This is a genomic window from Variovorax sp. TLI9-5A (assembly GCF_056867935.1).
Map to the genome: position 1 here is coordinate 1683120 of NZ_CP200310.1, position 26680 is coordinate 1709799.

32 protein-coding genes are annotated in these 26680 nt (G+C 67.9%); 17 read left to right on the forward strand and 15 right to left on the reverse strand.

Annotated features, from left to right (window positions below):
• The first annotated feature begins 21 nt into the window (after nucleotides 1-21).
• The 9 genes from aspS to AC1VNX_RS08255 all read left to right on the forward strand — a co-directional run bounded on the left by aspS (nucleotide 22) and on the right by AC1VNX_RS08255 (nucleotide 7082).
• Complete coding sequence (gene aspS, locus AC1VNX_RS08215) at nucleotides 22-1830, forward strand: aspartate--tRNA ligase (RefSeq protein ID WP_483156256.1); 1809 nt, start codon at nucleotides 22-24, stop codon at nucleotides 1828-1830.
• Nucleotides 1831-1950: 120 nt separating this feature from the next.
• On the forward strand, nucleotides 1951-2427 hold the full coding sequence (gene nudB, locus AC1VNX_RS08220; RefSeq protein ID WP_483156257.1) for a dihydroneopterin triphosphate diphosphatase: 477 nt from the start codon (nucleotides 1951-1953) through the stop codon (nucleotides 2425-2427).
• The gene (locus tag AC1VNX_RS08225) at nucleotides 2424-3200 is read left to right on the forward strand and encodes an endonuclease/exonuclease/phosphatase family protein (RefSeq protein ID WP_483156258.1); all 777 of its coding nucleotides are present in this window, start codon (nucleotides 2424-2426) and stop codon (nucleotides 3198-3200) included. Before nudB ends, AC1VNX_RS08225 begins: the two co-directional genes overlap by 4 nt.
• A 73-nt stretch (nucleotides 3201-3273) precedes the next feature.
• Nucleotides 3274-4005, forward strand: a complete 732-nt coding sequence (gene folE / locus AC1VNX_RS08230) for a GTP cyclohydrolase I (RefSeq protein ID WP_483156259.1) — start codon at nucleotides 3274-3276, stop codon at nucleotides 4003-4005.
• Between the two features lie 3 nt (nucleotides 4006-4008).
• On the forward strand, nucleotides 4009-4431 hold the full coding sequence (locus AC1VNX_RS08235; RefSeq protein ID WP_019656584.1) for a BLUF domain-containing protein: 423 nt from the start codon (nucleotides 4009-4011) through the stop codon (nucleotides 4429-4431).
• Between the two features lie 7 nt (nucleotides 4432-4438).
• Nucleotides 4439-5320 (forward strand): DMT family transporter, encoded by an 882-nt coding sequence (locus AC1VNX_RS08240; protein WP_483156260.1) that lies wholly within the window; start codon nucleotides 4439-4441, stop codon nucleotides 5318-5320.
• Nucleotides 5321-5324: 4 nt separating this feature from the next.
• The gene (locus tag AC1VNX_RS08245) at nucleotides 5325-6149 is read left to right on the forward strand and encodes a DUF429 domain-containing protein (protein WP_483156261.1); all 825 of its coding nucleotides are present in this window, start codon (nucleotides 5325-5327) and stop codon (nucleotides 6147-6149) included.
• Nucleotides 6150-6277: 128 nt separating this feature from the next.
• Nucleotides 6278-6475: a CsbD family protein gene (locus AC1VNX_RS08250; protein ID WP_258353256.1), complete on the forward strand. Its 198-nt coding sequence runs from the start codon at nucleotides 6278-6280 to the stop codon at nucleotides 6473-6475.
• Nucleotides 6476-6554: 79 nt separating this feature from the next.
• The gene (locus tag AC1VNX_RS08255; protein WP_483156262.1) at nucleotides 6555-7082 is read left to right on the forward strand and encodes a BON domain-containing protein; all 528 of its coding nucleotides are present in this window, start codon (nucleotides 6555-6557) and stop codon (nucleotides 7080-7082) included.
• A gap of 96 nt (nucleotides 7083-7178) precedes the next feature.
• On the opposite strand, the gene AC1VNX_RS08260 is transcribed toward AC1VNX_RS08255, so the two are convergent.
• The 6 genes from AC1VNX_RS08260 to AC1VNX_RS08285 all read right to left on the reverse strand — a co-directional run bounded on the left by AC1VNX_RS08260 (nucleotide 7179) and on the right by AC1VNX_RS08285 (nucleotide 10866).
• On the reverse strand, nucleotides 7179-7745 hold the full coding sequence (locus AC1VNX_RS08260) for a ferritin-like domain-containing protein (protein ID WP_301510345.1): 567 nt from the start codon (nucleotides 7743-7745) through the stop codon (nucleotides 7179-7181).
• Nucleotides 7742-8317 (reverse strand): hypothetical protein, encoded by a 576-nt coding sequence (locus tag AC1VNX_RS08265; RefSeq protein WP_483156263.1) that lies wholly within the window; start codon nucleotides 8315-8317, stop codon nucleotides 7742-7744. Before AC1VNX_RS08265 ends, AC1VNX_RS08260 begins: the two co-directional genes overlap by 4 nt.
• Nucleotides 8304-8687 carry a hypothetical protein gene (locus AC1VNX_RS08270; RefSeq protein ID WP_483156264.1) on the reverse strand — a complete coding sequence of 128 codons (384 nt, stop codon included), beginning with the start codon at nucleotides 8685-8687 and terminating at the stop codon, nucleotides 8304-8306. Before AC1VNX_RS08270 ends, AC1VNX_RS08265 begins: the two co-directional genes overlap by 14 nt.
• A 39-nt stretch (nucleotides 8688-8726) precedes the next feature.
• Entirely contained in the window at nucleotides 8727-9104 is a 378-nt protein-coding gene (locus AC1VNX_RS08275) for a hypothetical protein (RefSeq protein WP_176663088.1), read from the reverse strand.
• A 54-nt stretch (nucleotides 9105-9158) separates the two neighbouring features.
• Nucleotides 9159-9323: a DUF1328 domain-containing protein gene (locus tag AC1VNX_RS08280; RefSeq protein WP_007837165.1), complete on the reverse strand. Its 165-nt coding sequence runs from the start codon at nucleotides 9321-9323 to the stop codon at nucleotides 9159-9161.
• A gap of 220 nt (nucleotides 9324-9543) precedes the next feature.
• Entirely contained in the window at nucleotides 9544-10866 is a 1323-nt protein-coding gene (locus AC1VNX_RS08285) for a CHASE3 domain-containing protein (protein ID WP_483156265.1), read from the reverse strand.
• Between the two features lie 131 nt (nucleotides 10867-10997).
• Between AC1VNX_RS08285 and AC1VNX_RS08290 the strand changes: the two genes are divergently transcribed.
• A complete protein-coding gene (locus tag AC1VNX_RS08290) occupies nucleotides 10998-11630 on the forward strand; it encodes a response regulator (RefSeq protein ID WP_019656595.1) in 633 nt (210 codons plus the stop codon).
• Nucleotides 11631-11689: 59 nt separating this feature from the next.
• Here AC1VNX_RS08290 and AC1VNX_RS08295 read toward each other — a convergent pair whose 3' ends face one another.
• Nucleotides 11690-12103, reverse strand: coding sequence for a response regulator transcription factor (locus tag AC1VNX_RS08295; protein WP_483156266.1), 414 nt, complete (start codon nucleotides 12101-12103; stop codon nucleotides 11690-11692).
• Nucleotides 12104-12340: 237 nt separating this feature from the next.
• Between AC1VNX_RS08295 and AC1VNX_RS08300 the strand changes: the two genes are divergently transcribed.
• Nucleotides 12341-14380: an AsmA family protein gene (locus AC1VNX_RS08300; RefSeq protein WP_483156267.1), complete on the forward strand. Its 2040-nt coding sequence runs from the start codon at nucleotides 12341-12343 to the stop codon at nucleotides 14378-14380.
• Between the two features lie 6 nt (nucleotides 14381-14386).
• Here AC1VNX_RS08300 and AC1VNX_RS08305 read toward each other — a convergent pair whose 3' ends face one another.
• The 3 genes from AC1VNX_RS08305 to gpmA form a co-directional block, all read right to left on the reverse strand.
• On the reverse strand, nucleotides 14387-15157 hold the full coding sequence (locus AC1VNX_RS08305; protein WP_483156268.1) for a HesA/MoeB/ThiF family protein: 771 nt from the start codon (nucleotides 15155-15157) through the stop codon (nucleotides 14387-14389).
• A 115-nt stretch (nucleotides 15158-15272) separates the two neighbouring features.
• On the reverse strand, nucleotides 15273-16715 hold the full coding sequence (locus AC1VNX_RS08310) for a S41 family peptidase (RefSeq protein ID WP_125947399.1): 1443 nt from the start codon (nucleotides 16713-16715) through the stop codon (nucleotides 15273-15275).
• Nucleotides 16716-16843: 128 nt separating this feature from the next.
• Entirely contained in the window at nucleotides 16844-17587 is a 744-nt protein-coding gene (gene gpmA / locus AC1VNX_RS08315) for a 2,3-diphosphoglycerate-dependent phosphoglycerate mutase (protein WP_301510335.1), read from the reverse strand.
• Between the two features lie 105 nt (nucleotides 17588-17692).
• Here gpmA and AC1VNX_RS08320 point away from each other — a divergent pair, with 105 nt between their 5' ends.
• From AC1VNX_RS08320 to nadA, 6 genes are all read left to right on the forward strand, one after another.
• Nucleotides 17693-18076, forward strand: a complete 384-nt coding sequence (locus tag AC1VNX_RS08320; protein WP_483161906.1) for a rhodanese-like domain-containing protein — start codon at nucleotides 17693-17695, stop codon at nucleotides 18074-18076.
• 20 nt (nucleotides 18077-18096) lie between these two features.
• Nucleotides 18097-18357, forward strand: coding sequence for a glutaredoxin 3 (gene grxC / locus AC1VNX_RS08325; RefSeq protein ID WP_126024726.1), 261 nt, complete (start codon nucleotides 18097-18099; stop codon nucleotides 18355-18357).
• 120 nt (nucleotides 18358-18477) lie between these two features.
• Nucleotides 18478-18942 (forward strand): protein-export chaperone SecB, encoded by a 465-nt coding sequence (secB, locus tag AC1VNX_RS08330; RefSeq protein WP_093198195.1) that lies wholly within the window; start codon nucleotides 18478-18480, stop codon nucleotides 18940-18942.
• Nucleotides 18943-18984: 42 nt separating this feature from the next.
• A complete protein-coding gene (locus tag AC1VNX_RS08335; protein WP_483156269.1) occupies nucleotides 18985-20037 on the forward strand; it encodes an NAD(P)H-dependent glycerol-3-phosphate dehydrogenase in 1053 nt (350 codons plus the stop codon).
• Between the two features lie 25 nt (nucleotides 20038-20062).
• Nucleotides 20063-20941, forward strand: coding sequence for a carboxylating nicotinate-nucleotide diphosphorylase (gene nadC / locus AC1VNX_RS08340; RefSeq protein ID WP_483156270.1), 879 nt, complete (start codon nucleotides 20063-20065; stop codon nucleotides 20939-20941).
• A gap of 7 nt (nucleotides 20942-20948) precedes the next feature.
• A complete protein-coding gene (gene nadA / locus AC1VNX_RS08345; protein WP_483156271.1) occupies nucleotides 20949-22067 on the forward strand; it encodes a quinolinate synthase NadA in 1119 nt (372 codons plus the stop codon).
• Between the two features lie 128 nt (nucleotides 22068-22195).
• Here the strand turns inward: nadA and AC1VNX_RS08350 are convergent, their stop codons facing one another.
• The 5 genes from AC1VNX_RS08350 to nadB form a co-directional block, all read right to left on the reverse strand.
• The gene (locus AC1VNX_RS08350) at nucleotides 22196-22558 is read right to left on the reverse strand and encodes a 6-carboxytetrahydropterin synthase (RefSeq protein ID WP_483156272.1); all 363 of its coding nucleotides are present in this window, start codon (nucleotides 22556-22558) and stop codon (nucleotides 22196-22198) included.
• 54 nt (nucleotides 22559-22612) lie between these two features.
• On the reverse strand, nucleotides 22613-23251 hold the full coding sequence (queE, locus tag AC1VNX_RS08355) for a 7-carboxy-7-deazaguanine synthase (protein ID WP_483156273.1): 639 nt from the start codon (nucleotides 23249-23251) through the stop codon (nucleotides 22613-22615).
• Nucleotides 23248-24087: a pantoate--beta-alanine ligase gene (gene panC / locus AC1VNX_RS08360; RefSeq protein ID WP_483156274.1), complete on the reverse strand. Its 840-nt coding sequence runs from the start codon at nucleotides 24085-24087 to the stop codon at nucleotides 23248-23250. Before panC ends, queE begins: the two co-directional genes overlap by 4 nt.
• A gap of 14 nt (nucleotides 24088-24101) precedes the next feature.
• Entirely contained in the window at nucleotides 24102-24998 is an 897-nt protein-coding gene (gene panB, locus AC1VNX_RS08365; protein WP_483156275.1) for a 3-methyl-2-oxobutanoate hydroxymethyltransferase, read from the reverse strand.
• Between the two features lie 68 nt (nucleotides 24999-25066).
• Nucleotides 25067-26662, reverse strand: coding sequence for an L-aspartate oxidase (nadB, locus tag AC1VNX_RS08370; RefSeq protein WP_483161907.1), 1596 nt, complete (start codon nucleotides 26660-26662; stop codon nucleotides 25067-25069).
• Between the last annotated feature and the right edge of the window lie 18 nt (nucleotides 26663-26680).

Genomic DNA, 26680 nt, shown 5'->3' on the forward strand with positions numbered 1-26680 from the left:
GAGGCGCCGGAATGGATTCCTATGGCCATGCGTACTCACTATTGCGGTCTCGTGACCGAAGCCCTGCTGGGCCAGACCGTAACCCTTTGCGGCTGGGTCAACCGTCGCCGCGACCACGGCGGCGTGATCTTCATCGACGTGCGTGACCGCGAAGGCTACGTGCAGGTGGTGTGCGATCCCGATCGTGCCTCGACCTTCGCCGTGGCCGAGAACCTGCGCAACGAATACTGCGTGCAGATCACCGGCCTGGTGCGCGCGCGTCCCGAGGGCACGACCAACGACCAGCTCAAGAGCGGCAAGATCGAAGTGCTGTGCCACGAGCTGAAGGTGCTGAACCCCTCGGTCACGCCCCCGTTCCTGCTGGACGACGACAACCTGTCGGAAACCACCCGCCTCACGCACCGCGTGCTCGACCTGCGCCGCCCGGCCATGCAGCGCAACATGATGCTGCGCTACAAGGTGACGATGGAAACGCGCAAGTTCCTCGACGCCAACGGCTTCATCGACATCGAGACGCCGATGCTCGGCAAGTCCACGCCCGAAGGCGCGCGCGACTACCTCGTGCCCAGCCGCGTGCATGACGGCAGCTTCTTCGCGCTGCCGCAGTCGCCCCAGCTCTTCAAGCAGCTGCTGATGGTTGCCGGCTACGACCGCTACTACCAGATCGTGAAGTGCTTCCGCGACGAAGACCTGCGCGCCGACCGCCAGCCCGAATTCACGCAGATCGACATCGAGACCTCGTTCCTCGCCGAAGAGGAAATCCGCGAGATGTTCGAAGGCATGATCCGCAACGTGTTCCGCAACGCCGCGGGCATCGACCTGCCGGTGTTCCCGACCATGACGTATGCGGACGCGATGTTCAAGTACGGTTCGGACAAGCCCGACCTGCGCGTGAAGCTCGAATTCACCGAACTCACCGAGCTGATGAAGCGCGTCGAGTTCAAGGTGTTCTCCAACGCCGCCACCATGGCCGGCGGCCGCGTCGTGGCGCTGCGCGTGCCCGGCGGCGGTGCCGAAGGCGGCCTGTCGCGCGGCGAGATCGATGCCTACCAGGAGTTCGTCAAGATCTACGGCGCCAAGGGCCTGGCCTACATCAAGGTCAACGACGCGCAAGCCGGCCGCGAAGGCCTGCAGAGCCCGATCGTGAAGAACCTCGACGACAACGCGTTGGCCGAGATCATTGCCCGCACGGGTGCGCGCAACGGCGACATCCTGTTCTTCGGCGCCGACAAGGAAAAGGTCGTCAACGACGCCATCGGCGCGCTGCGCATCAAGATCGGCCACAGCGCCTTCGGCAAGAAGGCGGGTCTCTTCGACGACCGCTGGGCGCCGCTGTGGGTGGTGGACTTCCCGATGTTCGAGTTCGACGAGGAAGGCCAGCGCTGGAGCGCCGTGCACCACCCGTTCACCGCGCCGAAGGACGGCCATGAGGACCTCATGGACACCGCGCCCGAGAAGTGCATCGCCAAGGCCTACGACATGGTGCTCAACGGCATCGAGATGGGCGGCGGCTCGGTGCGTATCCACCGCGAGGAAGTGCAGAGCAAGGTGTTCCGCGCGCTGAAGATCGGCGCGGAAGATGCGCAGCTCAAGTTCGGCTTCCTGTTGGACGCGCTGCAGTACGGCGCGCCGCCGCACGGCGGCATTGCCATCGGCCTGGACCGCCTGGTCATGCTCATGACCGGCGCCGAGTCGATCCGCGACGTGATCGCCTTCCCCAAGACCCAGCGCGCGCAGGACCTGCTGACGCAGGCGCCGAGCCCGGTCGACGAGAAGCAGCTGCGCGAACTGCACATCAAGCTGCGCAACAATCCCCAAGCAGCGGCATGATGCTCGCCCCCAGGCTGCGCGCACTTCGTGTCGCTTCGCCAACCCCCTACCGGGGGCAACACCAGAGGCCCGGCAAAGCCGGTTCCTCGGTGTTTCGCGAAGAAGCCTGAGCACCCCCCGATGACGACCGACTCCCGGCCCTGGAAGATCCCGGAGTCGGTGCTGGTCGTGATCCACACGCCGGCGCTCGATGTGCTGCTGATCCGGCGTGCGGATGCCGAGACCGATTTCTGGCAGTCGGTCACCGGCAGCAAGGACGCGGCCGACGAGCCGCTCGCGCTCACCGCGGCGCGCGAGGTGGCCGAGGAAACCGGAATCCTGTGCGGCGAAGGCACGCCGCTGGCCTCGCAACTGGTCGACTGGCAGCTGCGCAACGTCTACGAGATCTACCCCCGCTGGCGCGCCCGCTACGCGCCCGGTATCACCCACAACACCGAGCACCTGTTCGGCCTGTGCGTGTCCGAACGTATTACGCCCACGCTCGATCCGCGCGAGCACACCGACTGGCGCTGGCTGCCGTACCACGAGGCGGCGGATGCCTGCTTTTCCCCATCGAATGCCGAAGCCATTCTGTTGCTGCCAGAATTTGCGCGATGAACCAGCCGGCAGCAGCAGTCGCAGCAGCAACGCAGAACCTCCGGGTCGCGACCTACAACATCCACAAGGGTGTTCAAGGCATCGGACCCGCACGGCGGCTCGAAATCCACAACCTCGGCCACGCCATCGAGCAGCTCGACGCCGACATCGTCTGCCTGCAGGAAGTGCGCAAGATGAACCGGCAGGCTGCCGCGCGCTTCGCGCGCTGGCCCGAGCTGCCGCAGGCCGACTTCCTCGCGCCCGAGGGCTACACCGCCGTCTACGAGACCAATGCCGTCACGCGCCACGGCGAGCACGGCAATGCGCTGCTCACGCGCTGGCCGGTGCTGGGCACCACCCACCAGGATATTTCCGACCACCGCTTCGAGCAGCGCGGGCTGCTGCATGTGGTGATCGACGTGGAAGGCCGGCGGGTGCACGCCATCGTGGTGCATTTGGGGCTCATCAAGGGCAGCCGGGTGCGGCAGATCGCGCGGCTGCGCGAGTTCATAGACCGCGAGGTGCCGCCCGGCGAGGCAGTGGTGGTGGCGGGTGATTTCAACGACTGGGGCGCGCGCATGCGCTATGCCATGAACGCCATGGGCCTGCGCGACACCAGCGACCTGCGCGGCCCGCGCACGCTCACCTACCCCTCGCGCCTGCCGGTGGCCCAGCTCGACTTCGTCTACGGACGCGGGCTGGAGCCGCTGGCCTGCAACGTGCCGCGCGGTCCGATCTGGGCCCGCATGTCCGACCATCTTCCGCTGGTGGCCGATTTTACGCTCCTTAATTGATAGCATTGCTCCAAGAAGGGACGGGCGTTGCGGCCCCGAATGTCTGGAGCCATTCACTGGTACGATCCCCGCCATGCTGAGGAAAACCGACGTCGACCCGCGCCCCGATCGAAACGACGATGACGAGGGCACGCCCGTCTCCGTGAAGATCCGCGAGCGCATCACCGCCGCGCGCAAGCGCTTCAACGCCAACGACAACATCTCCGAGTTCATCCAGCCCGGCGAGCTGGAAGCCCTGCTCGACGAGGTCGAGGTCAAGATGAAGGGCGTGCTGAACAGCCTGGTGATCGACATCGAGAACGACCACAACACCGACAACACCGCGCGCCGCGTCGCCAAGATGTACCTCAACGAGGTGTTCAAGGGCCGCTACGTGGCGGCGCCTTCTCTCACCGAGTTTCCCAACGCCGAGCACCTGAACGAGCTGATGATCGTCGGCCCGATCACCGTGCGCAGCGCCTGCTCGCACCACTTCTGCCCGATCATCGGCAAGCTCTGGATCGGCGTGATGCCCAACGAGCACACCAACGTGATCGGCCTGTCGAAGTACGCGCGTCTGGCCGAATGGGTCATGGGCCGTCCGCAGATCCAGGAAGAAGCCGTGGTGCAGCTGGCAGACCTGATCCAGGAAAAGACGCAGCCCGACGGCCTCGCGCTCGTCATGGAGGCCGAGCATTTCTGCATGGCCTGGCGCGGCGTGAAGGAAATGGACAGCAAGATGATCAACTCCGTGATGCGCGGCGTGTTCCTCAAAGACCCGAGCCTGCGCCGCGAATTCCTTTCTCTCCTTCCCAGAAAGAGCTGAGCCATGCTGGTCCGACTCCTCTATGCCAGCCGCGCCGTCGATACCAGCCCCGAGGCCATCGAGTCGATCCTGACGCAATCGCGCAGCCACAACACCGCCTGCGGCATCACCGGCATCCTCTGCTATGGCGCGGGCACCTTCCTGCAAGCCATCGAGGGCGGCCGCATGGCCATCTCCGAGCTCTACGGCCACATCCAGCGCGATCCGCGCCACAAGGACGTGGTGCTGCTGCACTACGAAGAGATTTCCGAGCGCCGCTTCGGCGGCTGGACGATGGGGCAGGTCAATCTGTCGAAGCTCAACGCATCGACGCTGCTGAAGTATTCCGAGAAGCCCGAGCTCAACCCGTACGCGGTCTCGGGCAAGGTTTCGTTGGCGCTGCTCGAAGAGCTGATGGCCACGGCTGCCATCGTCGGCCGCCACTGACCCCGGGGTGCCACTCTCCGCGTTCGCCCTGATCCTGCTAGCCGGGATCATCCACGCCAGCTGGAACATCGCTGCCAAGAAGGCGAATGGCGACGCGCGCTTCAGCTTCCAGACCAGCGTGTTCAACATGTTCATCTGGGCGCCCCTGGGCATCGTGCTCGGTTGGAACGTGGTGCCGGGCTGGGGCCGGGCCGAGTGGAGCTTCGTCGTGCTCAGCGGCGTGCTGCACGTCTTCTATTTCATCGTGCTGCTGCGCGGCTACCGCAAGTCGGACCTGACGGTGGTCTATCCGCTGGCGCGCGGCTCGGGGCCGCTGCTGTCCTCGCTGGTGGCGGTGCTCTTCCTCGGCGAGAAGATCAGTCCCGTCGGCGTGGCCGGCATCCTCGGCGTCGTGGCCGGCGTGTTCCTCATCGCGGGCGGCCCGCGCCTGTGGAAGAAGGCGCACGATCCGGCGCAGCGTGCGCGGGTGCACAAGGGCATGCGCTACGGCGTGCTGACCGGCGCCTTCATCGCGGCCTACACGGTGGCCGACAGCTACGCGGTCAAGTTCCTCGCGATGTCGCCGATCCTGCTCGACTACATGGGCAACCTCGTGCGCATCGTGCTTCTGCTGCCCGCCGCGCTGCAGGACCGCGCGACCACGGTGCGCATGTGGCGCGACCAGTGGAAATACGCGCTGCTGGTGGCGGCGATCAGCCCCGTGTCGTACGTGCTCGTGCTCTACGCGGTGCAGCAGGCGCCCATCTCTCACGTGGCGCCGGCGCGCGAGGTGTCGATGCTCTTCGCCGCGCTCATCGGCGGCCATCTGCTGCGCGAGGGCGACCGGCTGCTGAGGCTGCTGGGCGCGATGTTCATCGCCGCCGGCGTGGTGGCGCTCGCCCTGGGCTGAGCCCGTGCTGCTGTTCGGCTGCGACTTCTCGAGCGCGCCGGCGGCATGCAAGCCCATCGTCGTCGCGACGGGCGAGCCGAGTGGTACCGACCGGGTCGTGCTGCACGGCCTGCAGCGTTTTTCGACGCTCGACGCATGGGGCGATTGGCTGCGCACCACGCCGGCCTGGACCGGCGGCTTCGACTTTCCATTCAGCCTGCCGCGCGAACTCGTCGAGCATCTGCGATGGCCGCTGCAGTGGGAGCCTCTGATGGCCCACTACGCCAGCCTGAGCCGTGCCGAGATCCGCGAGACCTTCGCCGTTTTCTGCGCGGCGCGCCCGGTGGGCGGCAAGTTCGCGCACCGCAAGGCCGACGGGCCCGCGGGCTCCAGCCCCTCGATGAAATGGGTCAACCCGCCGGTGGCCTACATGCTCCATGCGGGCGTGCCGCGCCTGCTGGCGGCCGGGGCGCGCATTCCGGGCCTGCATGCGGGGCTGGGTGCCGATCGCATCGCGCTGGAGGCCTACCCCGGCCTGCTGGCACGCGAACTGATCGGCCGCCGCAGCTACAAGAGCGACGATCTGTCGAAGCAGACGCCCGAGCGCCGCGCCGCGCGCGCCGACCTGCTGGCGGCGCTCGAGGCCGGCTCGCCCCGCCTCGGGCTGAAGCTCGTCCTCGAGAGGCCGCAGCGCGCGGAACTGCTGGCGGATGCGCGAGGCGACGACATCGACGCCGTGCTGTGCCTGCTGCAGGCCGCCTGGGGCCTGCAGCGCGCCGCAAGCCCCGGCCCGGGCCACGGCCTGCCGGAAGACATCGATCCGCTTGAAGGATGGATCGTCAGCGCCTGAGCCTCGTTGTCCTACACCGCTTCGGGCTTCCGTCGGCGTTCGCCTCCAACGGCGGGAGCCTAGATTGAAACCAGTGGGTCACTCCGGCCCACGGATTTCATCCATTACCCGATCAGGAAGGAAGCGACATGAACAAGGATCAAGTGGCAGGCCGCGTCGAAGAGGCCAAGGGCAAGCTGAAGGAAGCCGCCGGCAAGGTCGTCGGCAACGAGAAGCTCGAAGGCGAGGGCATTGCCGACCAGGCCGCCGGCAAGGTGCAGAAGACCTACGGCGACGTGAAGGAAAAGGCCAAGGACGCGATCAAGTCGGGCGCCGACAAGCTGTGACCGGGCGGGGGCGGCGTGCCTGCCGTGCCGCCGCTTTCCTGCCGTCTTTCCATCTCCAAGAAGTGACAGGAGGATTCCAATGAACAACATATCGAACAACCAACGCATCGGCGGCATGCCGTATGCGCATGTCTGGCTCGCGGTGCTGCTGACCGGTGCCGCGCTGGCGCTGGCCGGCTGCGACAAGGGCGACAACCGCACGGCGGGCGAGAAGCTCGACAGCGCCGTCGCGAAGACCGAGCAGGCTGCCGACACGGCGGCCGCCAAGACGGGCGAGGCCCTGAAGGACGCCAAGGCCAAGGTCGAGTCGTCCAGCACCACCGCCGAGGTGAAGGAAGGCGCCGCCAATGCCAAGGAGGCGGTCAAGGATGCCGGCGCCGCGGTGAGCGCGACGGTGAACGACGCGGCCATCACGGCTTCCGTGTCGGCCGGCCTTGCCAAGGACCCGGACCTGAGCGCCATCAAGATCGATGTCGACACCAAGGCCGGCGCGGTGAGCCTCAAGGGCCCGGCGCCCACTGCCGCTGCCAAGGCGCGCGCCGAAGAGATCGCCAAGGGCGTGCAGGGCGTGACTTCGGTGAACAACCAGCTCGAAGTGAAGAGCTGAGCGCCAGGTTCCCCACCAACGTCCCCACCAACGAGAAAGCCCGGCAGTGCCGGGCTTTCTTCATGGGCCGAGCGGTTGCTCGCTCGTCAATGCTCGTCAATGCCCGAGCCAGTCCTTCAGCTCGTCGGCATGCTCTTCCTCGTCGGCCAGGATGCCTTCGAGCATGCGGCGCGTGGTCGGGTCCTTGTCGCCGATCAACGCGATCATCTGGCGGTACGACTCCACCGCGATGCGTTCCGCGATCAGGTTGGCGCGCACCATCGACTGAAGGTCGGTCGATTCGTCGTACGAGGCGTGGCTGCGGTCCAGCAGGTGCGTGGGCGCGAAGTCGGGTTCGCCGCCGAGCTGCACGATGCGCTCGGCGATCAGGTCGGCATGGGCCGATTCCTCGTTGGCGTGCACCAGGAACTCGTCGGCGATGGCGGGCGACTCGACGCCGTTGGCCGTGAAGTAGTGGCGCTTGTAGCGCAGGACGCAGACCAGCTCGGTGGCCAGCGCATCGTTCAGCAGCTTCACGACGTCGTCGCGCCAGGGGCCGTAGCTCGGCGTGACGGCGCCGTCGTCCAGGCTCTTGCGGGCGGCGTCGAGGCCGCTCTGGTCGAGCGCCAGGTGCTTGCGGCCGGCGGCCTTGGAGGTCGATGCGGGAGAAACGTCGGTTTTCATGGAGAGTCCTTTCGTGGGGGGCGAGGTGAACTTGGGGTCTTGCTCATCAGGGTGTTGATGAGGTCGGCCACGTCGGATGTCTTCAGTACCGCCGCCAGCACCGCCGTTGCCGACAGCAGGCGCCAGGGCCTGACCAGCACCAGCATCGCGCCGGTGGCGGCAGCGGCTGCCATCAGCTTGGCCGGTTCCTTGCGGGCATAGTGTTCGAGCATCGGGCGCGCCAGCTGGCCGACCGCATGCGCGGGATGCCTGCGCCACCAGCGTTCGAGCACGCTGCGGCCCACGGCGAGCCACACGTTCCCGTTTCTTCTTCTTCCTCCGCCTTCTCCCTGTTCTCCCGGGTTTCCCTCTCCTCTGTCTTGCGGGTGGGCTCGGCGCCGGCCGGCGGCCTGCGCTTCGTGGTGTGCGTACTCCAGGTCGTCCGGATCCTCCAGACGGGACCTGGCGTCGTTGCGGTCGTAGCTTTCGTCGTCGACACCGCCGTTCAGCTGCCGCACCAGCGCACGGCGCGAGAGGGCCAGGCGCTGCTGCGGGGTCAGTTGCTGCGGGTGGCGGCGATCAGAAGCGGTCATGGCTTGCTCCGGCTTTGCGCAGGGCCTGCAAGTCGGCGTCGAGCTGCGAGCGCAGGTCTTCGAAGGCGTAGTTCGGTGCGGGCCTCGTCGCGTACCAGGTGCAGATGGCCGCGATCACCACGGCCACGCCCGGAACGGCCACCAGCACCCAGTGGAAGCTGCCGTGCATCACGCCGAGCAGGACGGCTACGCCGATCAGCCCGAGGGCCAGCGTGACGGTGGCCACCGCCAGCACGGCGGCGACGATTCGTGCGGCGATGCCGCGCCCCGCCTGCGCGGATTCCTGCCGGACGAGGGCGGCGTAGTTTGCGAGGTGTTCAGCGACGAGTTCCGGATGCCCGAGCACCGTGGAAAAAATCGGATGGAGCATGGTGCCGGGATCGATCGACGACAGAAGCCTCTTGCTGGATCAGTAGTCGTCCCGGCTGCGGCGGCTGGCCAGCACGATGAGCGCCGTGATGGCTGCGCCGGCGGCGGCCGCCAGAAGCACCGAGCGCACGGGCTGGTCGGAGATGTAGCGGCCGGTCACGTCGGCAGCCTGCTCGAGGCGGCGCTGCGCGCGTGCGCTGGTGGTGGACGCGGCATCCAGGCCGCGCTGAACGGCTTGCTGCACGCGGGCGGCGAGCTGCTCGACGGCCGGCTCGGAATCGCGCTGCAGGTCGCGGACCTTTTCGCCCGCCGCATTCACCGCGTTCTGTGCGTAGGCGCGGGTGGTTTCGACCGCGTCACGCGCGGTCTGGCGCGCTTCGTCGGCGAGTTGCGAGGGAGTCTTGGTCGTCGTGTTCATTTGAAAGTCCTTTCCGGATAAGTGAAATGCGCAAGCCCGTTGATCGTAACGACGCTACTTGCGTCGTAGCAAGCCGGCAAGGAAGCTCGCGATCGCGAGGATCGCGAAGATCACGAAAAGGATCTTGGCGATACCCACCGCGCTGGCGGCGATGCCGCCGAACCCGAAGAGGGCGGCGATCAGGGCAATGACCAGAAACACCACGGCGTAATGCAGCATGTGGAACTCCTTCGAGGCTTGGCTCGTTGTCTTGAAAACGGCGCACCGGCCGATCCCCGAGGGAAAGCACCGGATGGCACAGGTCTAACCTTAAGTGGGGGCCCGGCCCTGACCTGTCAGCGGCCGGGGTTGGGGTGCGTAGGAGATGGCCGAGTGGCCCTGGCCCTGGTATGTGCAGGAGTGCCGCCCCTGTGCTGCTGCTCGATGGCAGGTCAGCCGGTCAGGCGGCCGGCTTGACGACCGGCAGCATGGCGCTCAGCCGCGTGCCCTTGCCCGGCGCCGACGAGATCGTGAGCCTGCCGCGCGCGGCCTCGACGCGGTGCCGCATGCCGGCGAGACCGTGGGTGGAGGGCCGCATGCGCTGGGTGTCGAAGCCCTTGCCGTTGTCCGCCACTTCCACCACCACGTGGTTGTCGTAGTTCTTCATGACGATGGTGGCTTCCGTGGCCTCGGCGTACTTGCCGATGTTGGTGAGGCTCTCCTGCACCATCCGGTAGATGGTGAGCTGGCGCGACTCGTCCATGCTCACCGGCTCCAGCACCATCTCGACCTGCAGGCCCGAGCGCTCGCCGAACTCGCGCCCCAGGATCTCCAGCGACGCGACCAGCCCGAGGTTGGACAGTGACGACGGCCGCAGGTCCTCGATGATGCGGCGCTTGAGCGCGATGCCGCTGTTGAGCAGTTCGGTCAGATGCTGCAGCCGCTGGATCGCGTCGGGCGAATCCGCCAGCCGCGACTTCAGCCGCGCCACGTCGAGCTTGGCGGCGGTGAGCAGCGAGCCCAGCTCGTCGTGCAGCTCGCGCGCCAGAAAGCCGCGCTCGGTCTCGCGCACGTCCTGCAGGTGGGTGGCCAGCTCGGCCAGCGAGGCGGTGCGCTCGCGCACCTCGTCTTCCAGGGCATTGCGCTCGCGTTGCAGCGCCTCCTGCTGGCGCTCGCCAATGGAGCGCAGCGCATGGGTCTGGCGCAGGTACAGGAAGAAGGCGAGCAGCGCCGCCACCGCCACGATGGAGGTGCCGATGCGTGCGAGCTGCAGCGAGCGCAGCACCTGCGCCTGGCTCTGGTGCAGGGTGTTGTTGCTGATCTTCACCAGCTCGCCGGCCGTGGTGCGGATGGCTTCCATCTCCTCCTTGCCCACATCGGTGGTGATGACGAACTTCCAGGCGTCTTCCTTGCCGTCCTGGCGCAGGCGCACGCTCATGTCCATCTCGGCGATCTTGCGCAGCACGTGCTTCGACAGCTCGGTCAGCTGCGTGAGCTCGGCCGGACGGCCGGCGTAGAGCCGGCGCAGCGTGGCGAGATGGCCGTCGACCTGCTTGACCGCGTCGTCGTAGGGTTTACGGTAGCTCGGCTCGCCGGTCAGCAGGTAGCCTCTCTGGCCGGTTTCGGCATCCAGCATGTTCTGCAGGATCTGGTTGAGCGTGCCGCGCACCTGCTGCGCCTCGTCGATGTCGGCGAGGGCGCGGCTGGACTGCCGGTAGCCGGCCTCGTTGATGCCGACGAGGGCCAGCGCGGCCAGCGCCGCGAGCAACAGGCTCACGGCCATTCTTGGAGGGGCTAACCAGTGCATGAAACTTTCAAGGCTGCTTGCGGCGCAAGTTCGTGAATAATTGACAACAATCAGGGACTTGGCATGTTGCGACCCTTGGGTGCGCAACACAACGACGAAAGTAACAAATGATCAAAATCGGAATTGTGGACGACCACGCCATCGTGCGATCGGGCCTCCGGCAGTTCTTCTCCGAGCACGTGGACCTGCGTGTGGCGGGCGAGGCAGCCAGCGGCCGCGAAGCCATCGAATTGGTGCGCACCACGGAGCTGGATGTGCTGGTCATGGACCTTTCGATGCCCGGGCAAAGCGGTATCGATGCCCTCGCCATGATCCGCGCCAAGGCGCCGGATGTGGGCATCCTCATCCTGAGCGGCTACCCCGAGGAGCACTACGCGATGAACCTGATCCGTCAGGGCGCGAGCGGCTACCTCAACAAGGAGTGCGATCCCATCGAGATCGTCAACGCCATCCGCACCATCGCGCTGGGCCGCCGCTACATCACGCCCGCCGTGGCCGAACTGCTGGCCCGCCAGCTCGACCGCAAGGACGACGCCGCGCCGCACGAGCAGCTCTCGGAGCGCGAGTTCCAGGTGTTCCTCAAGCTCGCCAAGGGCGAGACCGCCGGCGACATCGCCAAGACGCTGTCGCTGTCGGTGAAGACCGTGAGCACCTACCGTACGCGCCTGATGGAGAAGATGAATCTCTCCTCCAACAGCGACCTCACGTACTACGCGCTGAAGAACAAGCTGATCGACTGAGATCGGCTGGTGGGCGGGGAAGGGGGCCAAGGCGGCTTCTTCTCGCTTCTTCTTATTGCTCAGCCGGCAGCGCCGGGTGAAGAGCGCGAAGCCCGGTCGCGGGCCTGCACGAGGCAGAACTCGACCAGCGCGTCGATCTCGTTCGACTTGTCGAACACCGCGTCGACGCCGAACTCCGCACAGCGCCGCCGGATGTCTGGCGTCGCATAGTTGCTGAGCACCACCACCTTCTGCACCGGCCTGCGGGCCTGGCAGGCCTGCAGCACGCCGAGGCCGCTTCCCTGCTTGAGGAAGAGATCGACGATGACGAGGTCCCAGTCGTCGTCGTGCCCGAGCAGCCATGCGCGCGCGCCGCTCTCGGTCTCGGCGAAGCCGACGACAGTGGCGCAGGTAAGTTCTTCCAGCGTGCCAATGAGGTTTTCACGGATCGTGAGGTTGTCTTCGACGACATAAGTCTGCAATCTGGAATCCATGCCGAACCACTCTTCCTCTGAGGTTGGCAGGCGCATTCAGCGCGCCTCCGTTGGCAGGAACTGCCTACTCACGGACTTTGCTGCTTCCCCTGGGCGCATCATGCAAGCTTCGGCGGCTGGCGGCTGTAGGCGGGTTCCGACGCAGGCGCTTGCTGTGCGTTCAGTAGGCAATGCCTCACGATTTCTGCGGCTCACGGCCGACCATGGCGAGGCCATCGCCTGAGTTACAAGGAGCCCATGGCAACGACGAATGCACCGACGAAGGCCGGCCTCCCGCGCCGCCGGCCGCTCTGGCTGAAGCTGCTGGCGGGCCTCGTGCTGCTGGTCGCGCTGGTGGCCGTCGGGCTTGCCTTCTTCCCCTGGGACGTGCTGCGCGAGCCGGTCAACCGCTACGTCAGCGAGAAGACCGGGCGCAAGTTCGAGATCACCCGCCGGCTCGACGTGGGGCTCGGGTGGCGGCAGGCCACCGTGAGGCTCGACGGCATCGAGTTCGCCAACCCTTCGTGGGCGCGCGACCCCTATCTGGTGAAGGCGGAGCGCGCCGACTTCGACATCCGCCTCTGGCCGCTGATCTCGAGCAGCATCGTCATTCCCAGGCTGGCGCTTTCCTCGCCCACGGTGGGGCTGCAGATGGAAGCCGACGGCCGCCGCACCTGGGCGCTGGGCAAGGAAGGCAAGGACAGCGCCGAAGGCGGCACCGTGCCCACCATCGGCCAGGTGCAGGTCGACAGCGGTGCGGTCGACTTCCTCGCCAAGCACCTGGGCGTCGACCTGCACGCCGACCTGAGCTACGACAGCAGCCGCGGCGAGATGCCGCTGGACTACCGCATCAAGGGCCGCTACAAGGGGCAGCCGCTGACCGCCAGCGGGCGCACCGGCAACGTGCTGCAGATCGAGGCCACGAACGCGCCGCCTTTTCCGATCGAGATCCGCGCCGCCGCAGGCCAGACGCAGCTGAAGGCGGCCGGCACGGTCGCCCGCCTGTCGGACCTGGACGGCATCGACGCCAGGTTCGACATCAAGGGCCAGACGCTGGGCGCGCTGTTCCCGCTGCTGGGCATCGCGCTGCCGCAGACCTCGCCCTATACCCTGAGCGGCAAGCTCGACAAGCGCGGCAAGCTGTGGGAGGCCTCCGGCCTCAAGGGCCGGCTGGGCCTGTCCGACATCGCGGGCGACATGCGCTTCGACCAGGCCGGCAAGCTGCCGCACCTGGCGGGCGACCTGCGCTCGAACGTGATGGACATGGACGACCTCGGCCCGCTGATCGGCCTGCCGCCCACCGCGCGCACCGCCGCCACGGTGGAAGGCGTGGCGCCGCCGCCTACCGTCACCCAGGTCAGGCGCCCGGGCGGCAAGGTGTTGCCCACGGCGCCGCTGGACTTCGAGCGCCTGCGCGCGATGAATGCCGACGTGAAGTACACCGCCGAGCGCATCCGCAACGTGCGCGACGTGCCGTTGGAACGCGGCAGCGTGCAGGTGAAGCTGGCCGAGGGCGTGCTCACGCTCGACCCGCTCGACCTGGGCGTGGCCGGCGGCCGGCTGAGCGGTGCGATCCGCATCGACGGCTCGAAGAACCCGGCAGACATCCGCGCCTCGCTCGATGCCCGCGCCATGCAGCTCGCGCGCCTGTTCCCGAAGTTGGAGACCACCGGCAACAGCGTGGGGCGGCTGGACGGGCGCATCAATCTCTCCGGCTCGGGCAGCACCGTGGCGAACTGGCTCGGGGGCGTGTCGGGCGACGTGGCGGTCATCTCGGGGCGCGGCCAGTTCGGCAATCTGCTGCCGGTGTTCGCGACCCTGGTGGGCGGCGACATCATCAAGTTCATCCTGCGCGGCGACCGCAACGTGGAGCTGCGTTGCGCGGCACTGGCCTTCGACGTCAACAAGGGCCTGATGACCGGCCGCACGCTGGTGGTGGACACAACCAACGCCGTCTTCATCGCCACCGGCCAGGCCAACCTGGCGACCGAGGGCCTGGACTTCGTGATCCGTCCGGAGCCCAAGAGCAAGAACATCCTGTCGATCCGCACCCCGCTGGTGGTGAGCGGCACCTTCGGCGATCCCAAGGGCGGCCTGGAAGTCGGGCCGTTGGCCGGGCGCGGGCTGGCCGCGCTGGCGCTGGGCGCGGTCAATCCGCTGCTGGCGCTGGCCGCGACCATCGAGACGGGACCGGGCGAAGATTCCGACTGCAAGGGCGTGGTGGCGCAGGCGAACAAGCCCACGGCAGGGGCGGCGGCCAAGGGCGCTTCCCGGGCCAAGGGCGCCCGGCAGCCTTAGGCAGCCCTAGTCAGAGGGGGCCGGCGCAGGGCGCTGTGCGCAAACGCTGCAGTGCGGATCGCGCGCCACGCGCAGCGTATCGAACGAGGTGCTGCGCCCGTCGAACATCAGCAGCTTGCCTGCCAGCGACGGGCCGATGCCGGCCAGCAGCTTCAGCGCCTCGCTGGCCTGCAGCGTGCCGATGGTGCCCACCACGGGGCCGAACACGCCGAGCACCGCGCAGCGCGTTTCCTCGAAGCTTGCGTCGGGCGGGAACAGGCATGCATAGCAGGGTGAGCCGGCGTCGCGGGTGTCGTAGACGCTCAACTGGCCGTCGAAACGGATCGCCGCGCCCGCCACCAGCGGCTTCGCATGCGCCACGCAGGCACGGTTGACCGCCTGCCGGGTGGCGAAGTTGTCGCAGCAGTCGACCACCACATCGGCCTCGGCGATCAGGCGCGACAGCAGCGCCTCGTCGGCGCGCAGCGCATGGGTTTCGATGGCGATATCGGGGTTGATGTCGCGCATGGCCTGCGCGGCGGATTCGACCTTTGGAAGGCCGACGCGCGCGTGGGTGTGGGCCACCTGGCGCTGGAGGTTGGTGAGATCGACCTCGTCGTCGTCGACCAGAACGATGCGGCCGACGCCCGCTGCCGCGAGGTAGAGGGCCACCGGCGAACCCAGCCCGCCGGCGCCTATGACGAGAACCCGTCCGGCACTGACGCGGGCCTGCCCGTCGATGCCGAATTCTTCTAGAAGGATGTGGCGCGAATAGCGCAGCAGCTGGTGATCATTCATGCTCGCCCCCAGGCTTGCCCACTTCGTGTGGCCGCCCACCCCCTACCGGGGGCAATACCGGCGGCCCGGCAAAGCCGGTTCCGCGGTATTCCTGAAAAGAACCGACTTGTCCGGCTCAGTTCTCTTTCTTCTCTTCCTTGTTGTCGACGATGACCTGCGTCTTGCTCACGAGCACCGGCTGGCCCTTCAGGCGGTTGAGCGCCTGCACGAGCGGGAAGTCCTTGTCGGTGCCGAACTCGGGCACCTTGCGGTCCTGCGGCGGCTTCTTGGCTTCTTCCTCGAGGCGCTTGCGGGCTTCGTCGCGGGCCTTTTCGCGTTCCGGGTCCTTCACTTCGGGGCCCTGGCCGCTGGCCAGGTGCTTCTCGAGGTCGGCCTCGCGCATGCGCAGGGCGGCGAAGGGGCTGCCCTCGGCGCTTTCGTCGACCAGCACGTTGGGCACGATGCCCTTGGCCTGGATCGAGGTGCCGCTGGGCGTGTAGTAGCGCGCGGTGGTGATCTTCAGGCCGGTGTCGGGGCCGAGCGGGCGAACCGTCTGCACTGAGCCCTTGCCGAAGGTCTGGCTGCCCATGATGGTGGCGCGCTTGTGGTCCTGCAGCGCGCCGGCCACGATTTCGCTGGCGGAGGCAGAGCCTTCGTTCACCAGCACCACCAGCGGCACGGTCTTGAGCGCGGCCGGCAGGCTGCGCAGCGGGTCGCTGCCCGAACGGCGCTGGTAGAACTCCGGCGCCGCCTTGTAGACCGACTTGCTCTCGGCCAGCTGGCCGTCGGTGGTGACCACCGTGACGTTCTCCGGCAGGAAGGCCGACGACACCGCCACGGCCGCGTCGAGCAGGCCGCCCGGGTCGTTGCGCAGGTCGAGCACCAGGCCCTTGAGGTTCGGGTCTTCCTTGTACAGCTCGTCGATCTTCTTGACGAAGTCGTCGACGGTGCGTTCCTGGAATTGCGACAGGCGGATCCAGCCGTAGCCGGGCTCCATCATCTTGCCGCGGACGGACTGCGTGCGGATTTCCTCGCGCGTGATCGTCACGGGGAAGGTGCGGCTCTCGTCCTTGCGGAAGATGGTCAGCAGCACCTTGGTGTTGGCTTCGCCGCGCATGCGCTTGACCGCCTCGTTCAGCGACAGGCCGCGCACTGCCGTGTCGTCGATCTTGGTGATCAGGTCATTGGGCTTGAGGCCCGCGCGGAAGGCGGGGGAGCCCTCGATGGGCGAGACGACCTTGATGAGGCCGTCTTCCTGGGAAATCTCGATGCCCACGCCGACGAAGCGCCCGGTGGTGCCTTCCCTGAATTCCTTGAAGGACTTCTTGTCGAAGTACTGGGAGTGGGGGTCGAGCCCGGCGACCATGCCGGAGATGGCGTCGGAGATCAGCTTCTTCTCGTCGACCGGCTCCACGTAGTCGCTCTTGACCATTCCGAAGACGGCGGCGAGCTGCTGCAATTCCTCGAGAGGCAGGGGCGCAAGCGAACCGCGTGCGACTGTCTGCAGCGAGACGGTGGTCAGGACGCCTGCAACGGCGCCGGCGGCGACCCAGCCGGTGATCTTGAGTTTCTGGCCCATCATGAGTGGTTGTCCTTGTCGGCGGCTGTCAGTCCAATATACACAGCTTGGAAGCAAATTGTTTGCCGGGGTTCCACGGGTGGAGTGCCGGACGGGGGCTTTACAGAGCCGTCTTTCCGGGGCCTGTTTCAGCCCTTGCCCTGCGACGCCACGGCGGCGGCGGCCTTTTCGGCGGCCGCGGCGTCGCCCAGGTAGTAGTGGCGCAGGGGCTTGAGGTCGTCGTCGAGTTCGTAGACCAGCGGAATGCCGTTCGGGATGTTCAGCCCGACGATGGCGTCGTCGGAGATGCCGTCCAGGTATTTCACCAGCGCGCGGATCGAGTTGCCGTGGGCCGCCACCACCAGCCGGCGGCCGGTGCGGATGGCCGGCGCCATCGATTCGTTCCAGAAGGGCAGCACGCGCGCCACCGTGTCCTTCAGGCACTCGGTCAGCGGGATCTGCTCGGGCGAGAGCTTGGCGTAGCGCACGTCGCCGCGCTCGCTGCGCGGGTCGTCGGCTTCCAGCGGCGGGGGCGGGGTGCCGTAGCTGCGGCGCCAGACCAGCACCTGCTCGTCGCCGTACTTCTTGGCGGTTTCGGCCTTGTTCAGGCCCTGCAGGCCGCCGTAGTGGCGCTCGTTCAGGCGCCAGGAATGCACCACGGGCAGCCAGGTGCGGTCGAGTTCGTCGAGCGTGTGCCACAGGGTGCGGGTGGCGCGCTTGAGCACGCTCGTGTAGGCGACGTCGAAGTCGTAGCCCTCGGCCTTGAGCAGCCGGCCGGCTTGCTTGGCCTGTTCGACGCCGGTTTCGGTCAGGTCGACGTCGGTCCATCCGGTGAAGCGGTTTTCGAGATTCCAGGTCGATTCACCGTGACGGATCAATACCAGTTTGTGCATGTGGGAGGCCTTTGGCTGCGCTTGCGAAACCTCGCATTCTAAAATCCCCGGTTTGCCATTCAAGGAACCCCCGTGAAATTGATCGAATTCGTCACCGCGAACTGGATGCTGATCCTGATCGCGCTCAGCTCGGGCGCCATGCTGGCCTGGCCGCTGGTGCGGGGGGCGGGCGGCGGAACACTCACGGCCCAGGGCGCCGTGCAGCTCATCAACCGCGAGCGCGCGGTGCTGGTCGACGTGCGCGAACCCGAAGAATTCGCCACCGGCCACATGATCGGTGCCAAGAACGTTCCCCTGAACCAGCTCGAGGAAAAGCTCACCGGCGCGGTCAAGAACAAGACCGTGCCGCTGCTGCTGGTGTGCGCCACCGGCGCCCGCGCCCAGCGCGCCGTGGCCGTGGCCAAGAAGCTGGGCTACGAGCAGGCCCAAGCGGTGTCCGGTGGGCTGAAGGCGTGGAAAGACGCTAACCTGCCGGTTGAAAAAGCCTGAGGCCTCCCAAGGTAGAGCGTATGCAAGCAGTCAAGATGTACACCACCGCCGTTTGCCCTTACTGCATACGCGCGAAGCAGATCCTGAAGTCCAAGGGCGTCGAGCAGATCGAGGAGATCCGCATCGACACCGACCCCCAGGCCCGCAACACCATGATGGAGATCACCCAGCGCCGCACGGTGCCGCAGATCTTCATCGGCGACACCCACGTGGGCGGCTGCGACGACCTGATGGCGCTCGACAGCCGCGGCGGCCTGGTTCCGCTGCTGCAGGGCGCCTGAAACCGGTCCTGCCCCGGAGCCGTCTTTCGGCGGGGCCATAATCGCCAGTTCACTCATCTGCAGCCCGCTGCGGGACCCCCCTCCCCAGCGGGCATTGTTTTGATCCTCGAAAGTTCAGCCATGGCCGACCAGCAAGCCCAAGATCCCGTGTTCCAGATCCAGCGCGTCTACCTCAAGGACCTGTCGCTCGAGCAGCCCAATTCGCCCGCGATCCTGCTGGAGCAGGAACAGCCCACCGTCGACATCCAGCTCGGCGTGGACGCCCAGCCCGTGGCTGAAGGCATCTTCGAGATCACCGTGGCCGCCACCGTGCAGACCAAGATCGGCGACAAGACCGTGTTCCTGGTCGAGGCCAAGCAGGCCGGCATCTTCGAGATCCGCCACCTGCCGGAAGAGCAGATGGGCGCCATCCTGGGCATCGCCTGCCCGCAGATCGTCTACCCCTACCTGCGCGGCAACGTGGCCGACGTGATTCAGCGCGGCGGCTTCCCGCCCGTGCACCTGGCCGAAATCAACTTCCAGGCCATGTACGAGCAGCAGCAGGCCCAGGCCGCCGGACAGGCTGCGCCCTCGCTGGCGCAGTAATCGCGGCTTGAAGCCGTACAGCCGCAGCAGCCACCGACGCCGATGAAGATCTGCGTTCATGGCGCCGGCGCCTGGGGCACGGCGGTCGCCGTCAACGCGGCGGCCCGTCACGAAGTCACGCTCTGGGCGCGCGACGCCGCCCAGGCCGACGCCATGTCGGCCGCGCGAGAAAATTCCCGCTACCTGCCCGGGCTGGCCCTGCCGGCCTCGCTGACCGTGCGCGCCGGCGACATCGCCCAGGCGCAGGCCGGCGCCGACCTCGTCATCGTGGCCACCCCCATGGCCGCCCTGCGCGAACAGCTCGTCGCGCTGCGCGGCACCAGCGCCGCGGTGGCCTGGCTGTGCAAGGGCGTCGAACCCGCGCTCGATGCCTCTTCTCCCGCATCCTTCGGCCTGCTGGCCCATGAAATCTGGGCTCAGGTTGCTCCTGAATTGAGAGCGGGCGTGCTCAGCGGCCCCAGCTTCGCGCAGGAAGTCGCCGAAGGGCGGCCGACCGCGCTGGTGGCCGCCAGCCCGCACGCCGCCGTGCGCGACATGCTGGTCGACGCCTTCCACGGCCCGGCGCTGCGCGTCTACGCCAACGAGGACATCGTGGGCGTGGAGGTGGGCGGCGCGGTCAAGAACGTGCTGGCCATCGCCACCGGCCTGTGCGACGGCCTCGCGCTCGGGCTCAACGCCCGTGCCGCGCTCATCACCCGCGGCCTCGCCGAAATGACGCGCTTCGGCCTTGCGCTGGGCGCTCGCGCCGAGACCTTCATGGGCCTTTCGGGCCTGGGCGACCTGGTGCTCACGTCCACCGGCGACCTGTCGCGCAACCGCAAGGTCGGCTTGCTGCTCGCGCAAGGCCGCACGCTGGCGCAGGCCGTCGATTCGCTGGGCCACGTGGCCGAGGGCGTGTACTGCGCCCGCACGGTGGTGCAGCGCGCGCGCGGCCTGGGCATCGAGATGCCCATCGCCGAAGGCGTGGTCGCGCTGCTCGACGGCCGCATGAGCCCGCAAGACGCCGTGGCGGCCCTCGTCGGCCGCGAGCCGGTGCCGGAATCGGTGCAGCAGCCCCAGTCGGGGGCCGCCGCTTCCCCTCGTCAATCCCCCTGAGAAAAACGCAGAGACAAAGAGAGCCATGAGCCTTCGCTTTGATTTTTCAGCGTCGGCCGTGGCCGCGCTGGCCCTGTCAGATGCCACCCGTGCATTGCAGGAAGACGTCGCCGACGGCGACCTCACCGCATCGCTGGTCGACCCCGCCCGCAGCGCCCGCGCCCGCGTGCTGGCGCGCGAGGAGGCGGTGGTCTGCGGCGCGCCCTGGGTCGAAGCCACGCTGCGGCAGCTCGATCCGCAAGTGCGCATCCATTGGCTGTGTGCCGAAGGCGAACGCTGCGCGGCCGACCAGACCGTGCTCGAAATCGAAGGCGCCGCCCGCGCGCTGCTGACGGCCGAGCGCACCTCGCTCAACTTCCTGCAGTTGCTGAGCGCGGTCGCCACCAAGACCGCCCTCTACGCCGACGCCGTGCGCGGCACGCGCGCCCGCATCGTCGACACCCGCAAGACCATTCCGGGCCTGCGCCTCGCGCAGAAGTACGCGGTGCGCACCGGCGGTGGCCTGAACCACCGCATCGGCCTGTACGACGCGGTGCTCATCAAGGAAAACCATATCGCCGCAGCCGGTGGCGTGGCCGCGGCCCTGCGCGCGGTGGCGCCGGTTGCCTCGCAAGCCGCCTTCGTCGAAGTCGAGGTCGAAACGCTGACGCAGCTGCGCGAAGCGCTGGAAGCAGGCGCGCGCATGGTGCTGCTCGACAACATGGACCTGCCCACGCTGCGCGAGGCCGTGCGCATCAACGACGAAGCCGGCGAAGACCGCAAGGCCGTGCTGGAGATATCCGGCGGCGTCACACTGGACGGTCTGCGCGCACTGGCCGAAACCGGTGTAGACCGTATTTCGGTCGGCGCATTGACCAAGGATGTCAAAGCCATCGACTACTCGATGCGTTTCCAGGAAGGCTGATCCGCCCATGTCGTCTCCGGTCATCGACGTCGACTACGAGCAGCCCGCCGCAAAGGCCGGCGCCGTCTGCGACACGCGCCATGCCTGGGCCCGAGTGCCGGCCGAGCCTTCGCCCGACGAGCGCATCGCGTTGAAGGAGCGCATCCGCCGCCTGCTGCGCGAGCGCAATGCGGTGATGGTGTCGCACTTCTACGTGCACCCCGACCTGCAGGACCTTGCCGAGGAAACCGGCGGCATCGTGAGCGACTCGCTCGAAATGGCGCGCTTCGGCCGCGACCACGCCGCGCAGACGCTGGTGGTGTCGGGCGTGCGCTTCATGGGCGAGACCTCCAAGATCCTGTCGCCCGAGAAGCGCGTGCTGATGCCCGACCTCGACGCGAACTGCTCGCTCGACCTGGGCTGCCCGGTCGAGCAGTTCAGCGCCTTCTGCGACCAGCATCCCGACCGCACCGTGGTCGTCTACGCCAACACCAGTGCCGCCGTGAAGGCGCGCGCCGACTGGCTGGTCACGTCCAGCTGCGCGCTCGACGTGGTGAACGCGCTGAACGCGGCGGGGCAAAAAATTCTCTGGGGCCCCGACCGCCACCTGGGCGACTACATCCAGCGCCAGACCGGCGCCGACATGGTCAGCTGGAACGGCGCCTGCATCGTGCACGATGAGTTCAAGGCACTGGAACTCGAACTGCTCATGAAGGAGCACCCGAAGGCCAAGGTGCTGGTGCACCCCGAATCTCCGTCTGACGTGATCGCGCTGGCGGACGCGGTGGGTTCCACCTCGGCCATCCTGAACGCGGCGCAGCGCATGGACGCCAACGAGTTCATCGTCGCCACCGACACCGGCATGCTGCACAAGCTGCGCACGCTGAACCCCGGCAAGGTCTTCATCGAGGCGCCCACGGCCGGCAACGGCGGCACCTGCAAGAGCTGCGCGCATTGCCCCTGGATGGCGATGAACGGGCTGGTGGAGCTGGCGAACGCGCTGGAGACGGGCGCGGGCGAGATCCATGTCGATCCGGCGCTGGGGCGCCGGGCGCGGGTGCCTATCGACCGGATGCTGGCGTTCACGGCCGGGCTGAAGAACGGGCAGGCGCCTGGCAGCCTGGTAGCAGGCATCGGCGCCGCCTGAGGTGTTGTCCCCTCTCCCGCTTGCGGGAGAGGGCTAGGGTGAGGGGGAGGGCCTTACAACATCGCGCGGCCGTTGATGCCGCTCACCCTCACCCCAACCCTCTCCCCGAGGGGAGAGGGAGCAAGACCCTAGAACTCCACCGTGCAGGAATCGCCTAGCGCCTCGCGCCACACCCGCACACGCGCCAGCGACGGCCGCAGGTCCGGCAGCGCATCCGCGATGAACACGCACAGGTTCTCCAGCGTCGGCGGATGCAGCCCCGGCACGTCGTCCAGCAGGTGGTGGTCGAGCTGCTCGCGCACTTCCTCGAGCCGGCGGCGCAGCAAGCCCAGGTCGATCACCATGCCGGTCACAGGATCGCGCTCGCCCGAAAGCCACACCTCCGCGTGATAGGTGTGGCCATGGATACGGCGGCTGCCTTCGGCCTCGATCTCGCGCTTGAGCGTATGGGCGGCATCGAAGAAGAAGCGTTGGCTGATGGTGAATCGCATCGTCAAAACAAGAACTCAGGGGGAAAAGTGGCGGGGGCGGTCGGGGCGGCCGCCTCAGCGGATGCCGGTCATCTTGTGGGTCTGCACGCTGAGGCGCCACACGGGCTGCTTCATGCACTCGGCAATGCACAGCTCGGTGTTCGCGAGCTGGTCGGGCCCGTCCATGGGCTGCAGGAAGCGGTGGTTGAACTCGCCGGTGCGCGCCATGGCGTCGAGGTCGAACCCGGCCTGGGGCCACACCAGCTTCAGCTCCTGCCCGCGCCGTTGAATCCACGGCGCGCCGGCCTTGGGGCTGATGCACAGCCAGTCGATGCCCTCGGGCGCCTCGACCGTGCCGTTGCTCTCCACCGCGATGCGGAAGCGTCGCGCGTGCAGCGCGTCGACCAGCGCGGCATCGACCTGCAGCAGCGGTTCGCCGCCGGTCAGCACCACCAGCCGGTGGTCGGCATCGGCGGCGGGCCATTGCGCGGCGATGGTGTCGGCCAGCAGATCGGCGGTCTTGAACTTGCCGCCCAGCGTGCCGTCGGTGCCTACGAAATCGGTGTCGCAGAAACGGCAGATGGCCGAGGCGCGGTCTTCTTCGCGGCCCGTCCAGAGGTTGCAGCCCGCGAAGCGGCAGAACACGGCCGGCATGCCGGCCTGGCCGCCTTCGCCCTGCAGCGTGTAGAAGATTTCCTTGACGCTGTAGGTCATGGGGCCGGCATGTCGATTTCGAGGTTGTCGATCAGCCGCGTGGTACCCAGCCGCGCGGCGGCCAGCGCCACCAGCGGGTCGCCGGCCGTGGGCGCCTGCAGGTCCGCGCGGCGGCGCAGCACCAGGTAGTCGGGCTGCCAGCCACGTTCGGCCAGCGTTTGCATGGCACGCGTCTCAATGGCCGCCAGGTCGCGTTCGCCCGAGCGCACTGCTTCGGCCATCGCCCTCAGCGCCTTCGACAGCTGCACCGCCTCGGCGCGCTCGCTTTCGCTGAGGTAGCCGTTGCGCGACGAGAGCGCGAGGCCATCGGCGGCGCGGAAGGTCTCGCCGCCAACGATCTCGATCGGCAGCGCGAACTGCCGGACCATGTGGCGGATCATCATCAGCTGCTGGTAGTCCTTCTTGCCGAACACCGCCACGCGCGGCTGCACGCACTGGAAGAGCTTCATCACCACCGTGCACACGCCGACGAAGAAGCCGGGGCGGAAGTGGCCTTCGAGGATGTCGGCCAGCACCGGGTCGGGGTGCACCTTGCAGGTCTGTGGCTCTGGGTAGAGCGCCTTCTCGTCGGGCGCGAACAGCACGTCGCAGCCGGCCGAGCGCAGCTTGTCGCAGTCGCTGTCCCAGGTGCGCGGGTAGGTGTCGAAATCTTCGTGGGGCAGGAACTGCAGGCGGTTCACGAAGATGCTGGCCACGGTCACGTCGCCCAGCGGCTTGGCCTGCTTCACCAGGGCCAGGTGGCCGTCGTGCAGGTTGCCCATGGTGGGGACGAAGGCGGGGCGCTCGTAGGCGGCCAGACGGCTGCGCAGGTCGTCGATGGTGTGTGCGATGTGCATGAGGGTTTCCTTCCTTACCAGGCGTGGAGTCGGTCGTCGGGGAAGCTGCCGTCCTTGACGGCCTGAACGTAGGCCTTGAGCGCGGGCAGCACGCCCGGCGCGTCGGCCATGAAGTTGCGCACGAACTTCGGCATCTTCCCGAGGTTGATGCCCAGCATGTCGTGCAGCACCAGCACCTGTCCGGCGGTGGCCTTGCCGGCGCCGATGCCGATGGTGGCGCAGTGCTTCAGCTCGCCGGTGAGCCCGGCGGCCAGCGCGGCGGGCACCATCTCCAGCACCAGCATCGCGGCGCCCGCGTCCTGCAGTTCGTGGGCCTGCTGCTTCAGCAGCGCGCCGGCGGTGTCGCCCTTGCCCTGCACGCGATAGCCGCCGAGCGCATGCACCGTCTGCGGCGTGAGGCCAAGGTGGGCGCACACCGGAATGCCGCGCTCGACCAGGAAGCGCACCGTGTCGGTGGTCCAGCCGCCGCCTTCGAGCTTGACCATGTGTGCGCCGGCCTGCATCAGCACGGTGGCGCTGCGCAGCGCCTGCTCGCGCGATTCCTGGTAGCTGCCGAAGGGCAGGTCGGCGATCAGCCAGGCCGTGCCTTGCACGCGGCGCAGGCCGCGCGAGACGCTGTCGGTGTGATAGCGCATGGTGTCCAGGCTCACGCCCACCGTGCTGTTCAGGCCCTGGCAGACCATGCCGAGCGAGTCGCCGACCAGCAGGCAGTCGACCCCGGCCGCGTCGGCCATGGCGGCGAAGGTGGCGTCGTAGGCGGTGAGCATCGCGATCTTTTCTCCGCGCGCGTGCATGTCGGCCAGGCGCGGCAGGCTCACGGGCTTGCGCGAGGCAGGCGGGGAGGCCGGCGGCAGCGTGCCGTAGGGCGAAGCGGGCGGCGTGTCGGTGATCGGGGGCGTGGTGTTCGACATGGTTGGGTTTCTCCCTGCGGGCGTCGGTGGCCGGGCATCCTTGAGTGAAGAAAACGAAGCGGGTAGGGCTATCGGCCGTCCGGCGGCACCAGCACCGTGGGTGCGGTGGGCTCGGCGAGCGAAGGATAGTCGCGGCTGAAATGCAGGCCACGGCTCTCGTGGCGGGCCTGCGCGGAACGAACGATCAGCTCGGCCACCTGCACCAGGTTGCGCAGTTCGAGCAGGTCGCGCGTGACGTGGAAGTTCGCATAGAACTCCTGGATCTCGGCCTGCAGCAGCGCGATGCGGTGGCTCGCGCGCTCCAGGCGCTTGTTGGTGCGCACGATGCCGACGTAGTCCCACATGAAGCGGCGCAGCTCGTCCCAGTTGTGGGAGATGACCACGGTCTCGTCGGCGTCGATGACGCGGCTGTCGTCCCAGGCGGGCAGTTCGGCGCGCTCGCGCACCGGTGCCGAGGCGATGGCGCCAGCCGCCGCGCGCGCGAACACCATGCACTCGACCAGCGAGTTGCTGGCCAGCCGGTTGGCGCCGTGCAGGCCGGTGCAGGCGGTCTCGCCGATGGCGTAGAGGCCCGGGATGTCGGTGCGGCCGCTCAGGTCGCTGAGCACGCCGCCGCAGGTGTAGTGCGCGGCCGGCACCACCGGGATGGGCTCGCGCGTGATGTCGATGCCCAGCTCCAGGCAGCGCGCCAGGATGTTGGGGAAGTGTTCCTTGAGGAACGAGGCCGGCTGGTGCGAGATGTCGAGGTACACGCAGTCCAGGCCATGCTTCTTCATCTCGAAGTCGATGGCGCGGGCCACCACGTCGCGCGGAGCGAGTTCGGCGCGCGCGTCGTGCTTCGGCATGAATCGCGTGCCTCCTGCCGATTCAGGCAGCTTCAGCAGCCCGCCTTCGCCGCGCACCGCCTCGCTGATCAGGAACGACTTCGCGTGCGGGTGGTACAGGCAGGTCGGGTGGAACTGGATGAACTCCATGTTCGACACCCGGGCGCCCGCGCGCCACGCGGCGGCGATGCCGTCGCCGGTGGCCGTGTCGGGGTTGGTGGTGTACAGGTACACCTTGCCCGCGCCGCCGGTGGCCAGGATGGTGTGCGGCGCGCGGAAGGCCAGCACCTCGTCGGTTTCACCGTCGAGCGCGTACAGGCCCAGGCAGGCGGGGTCGTCGAGCCCGATCTTCGGACCGGTGATGAGGTCGACCAGCGTGTGGTTCTCGAACAGCGCGATGTTCGGCGTGCGGCGCACGCGTTCGATCAGCACCTGCTGCACCGCCGCGCCGGTGGCGTCGGTCACGTGCACGATGCGGCGCTGGCTGTGGCCGCCTTCGCGCGTCAGGTGCAGGCCGCCGCCGGCTTCCTCGGACTCTTCCGAGAAGGGCACGCCCAGCTCGCGCAGCCAGCCGATGGCCTCGGGCGCATGCTCGACCACGAAGCGCGTCGCCTCGGGGTCGCACAGGCCGGCGCCGGCCACCAGGGTGTCTTCGACGTGCGCATCGAAGCTGTCGCCCGCCGCCAGCACGGCCGCGATGCCGCCCTGCGCCCAGGCGCTGGAGCCGTCGTTCAGCGCGCGCTTGGTCAGCACGGCCACGCGGTGCGTGGGCGCCAGGTGCAGCGCGGCCGAGAGGCCGGCCAGGCCGCTGCCGACGATGAGGACGTCGAAGTCGCGCACGACGGAAGTCACTGGGTA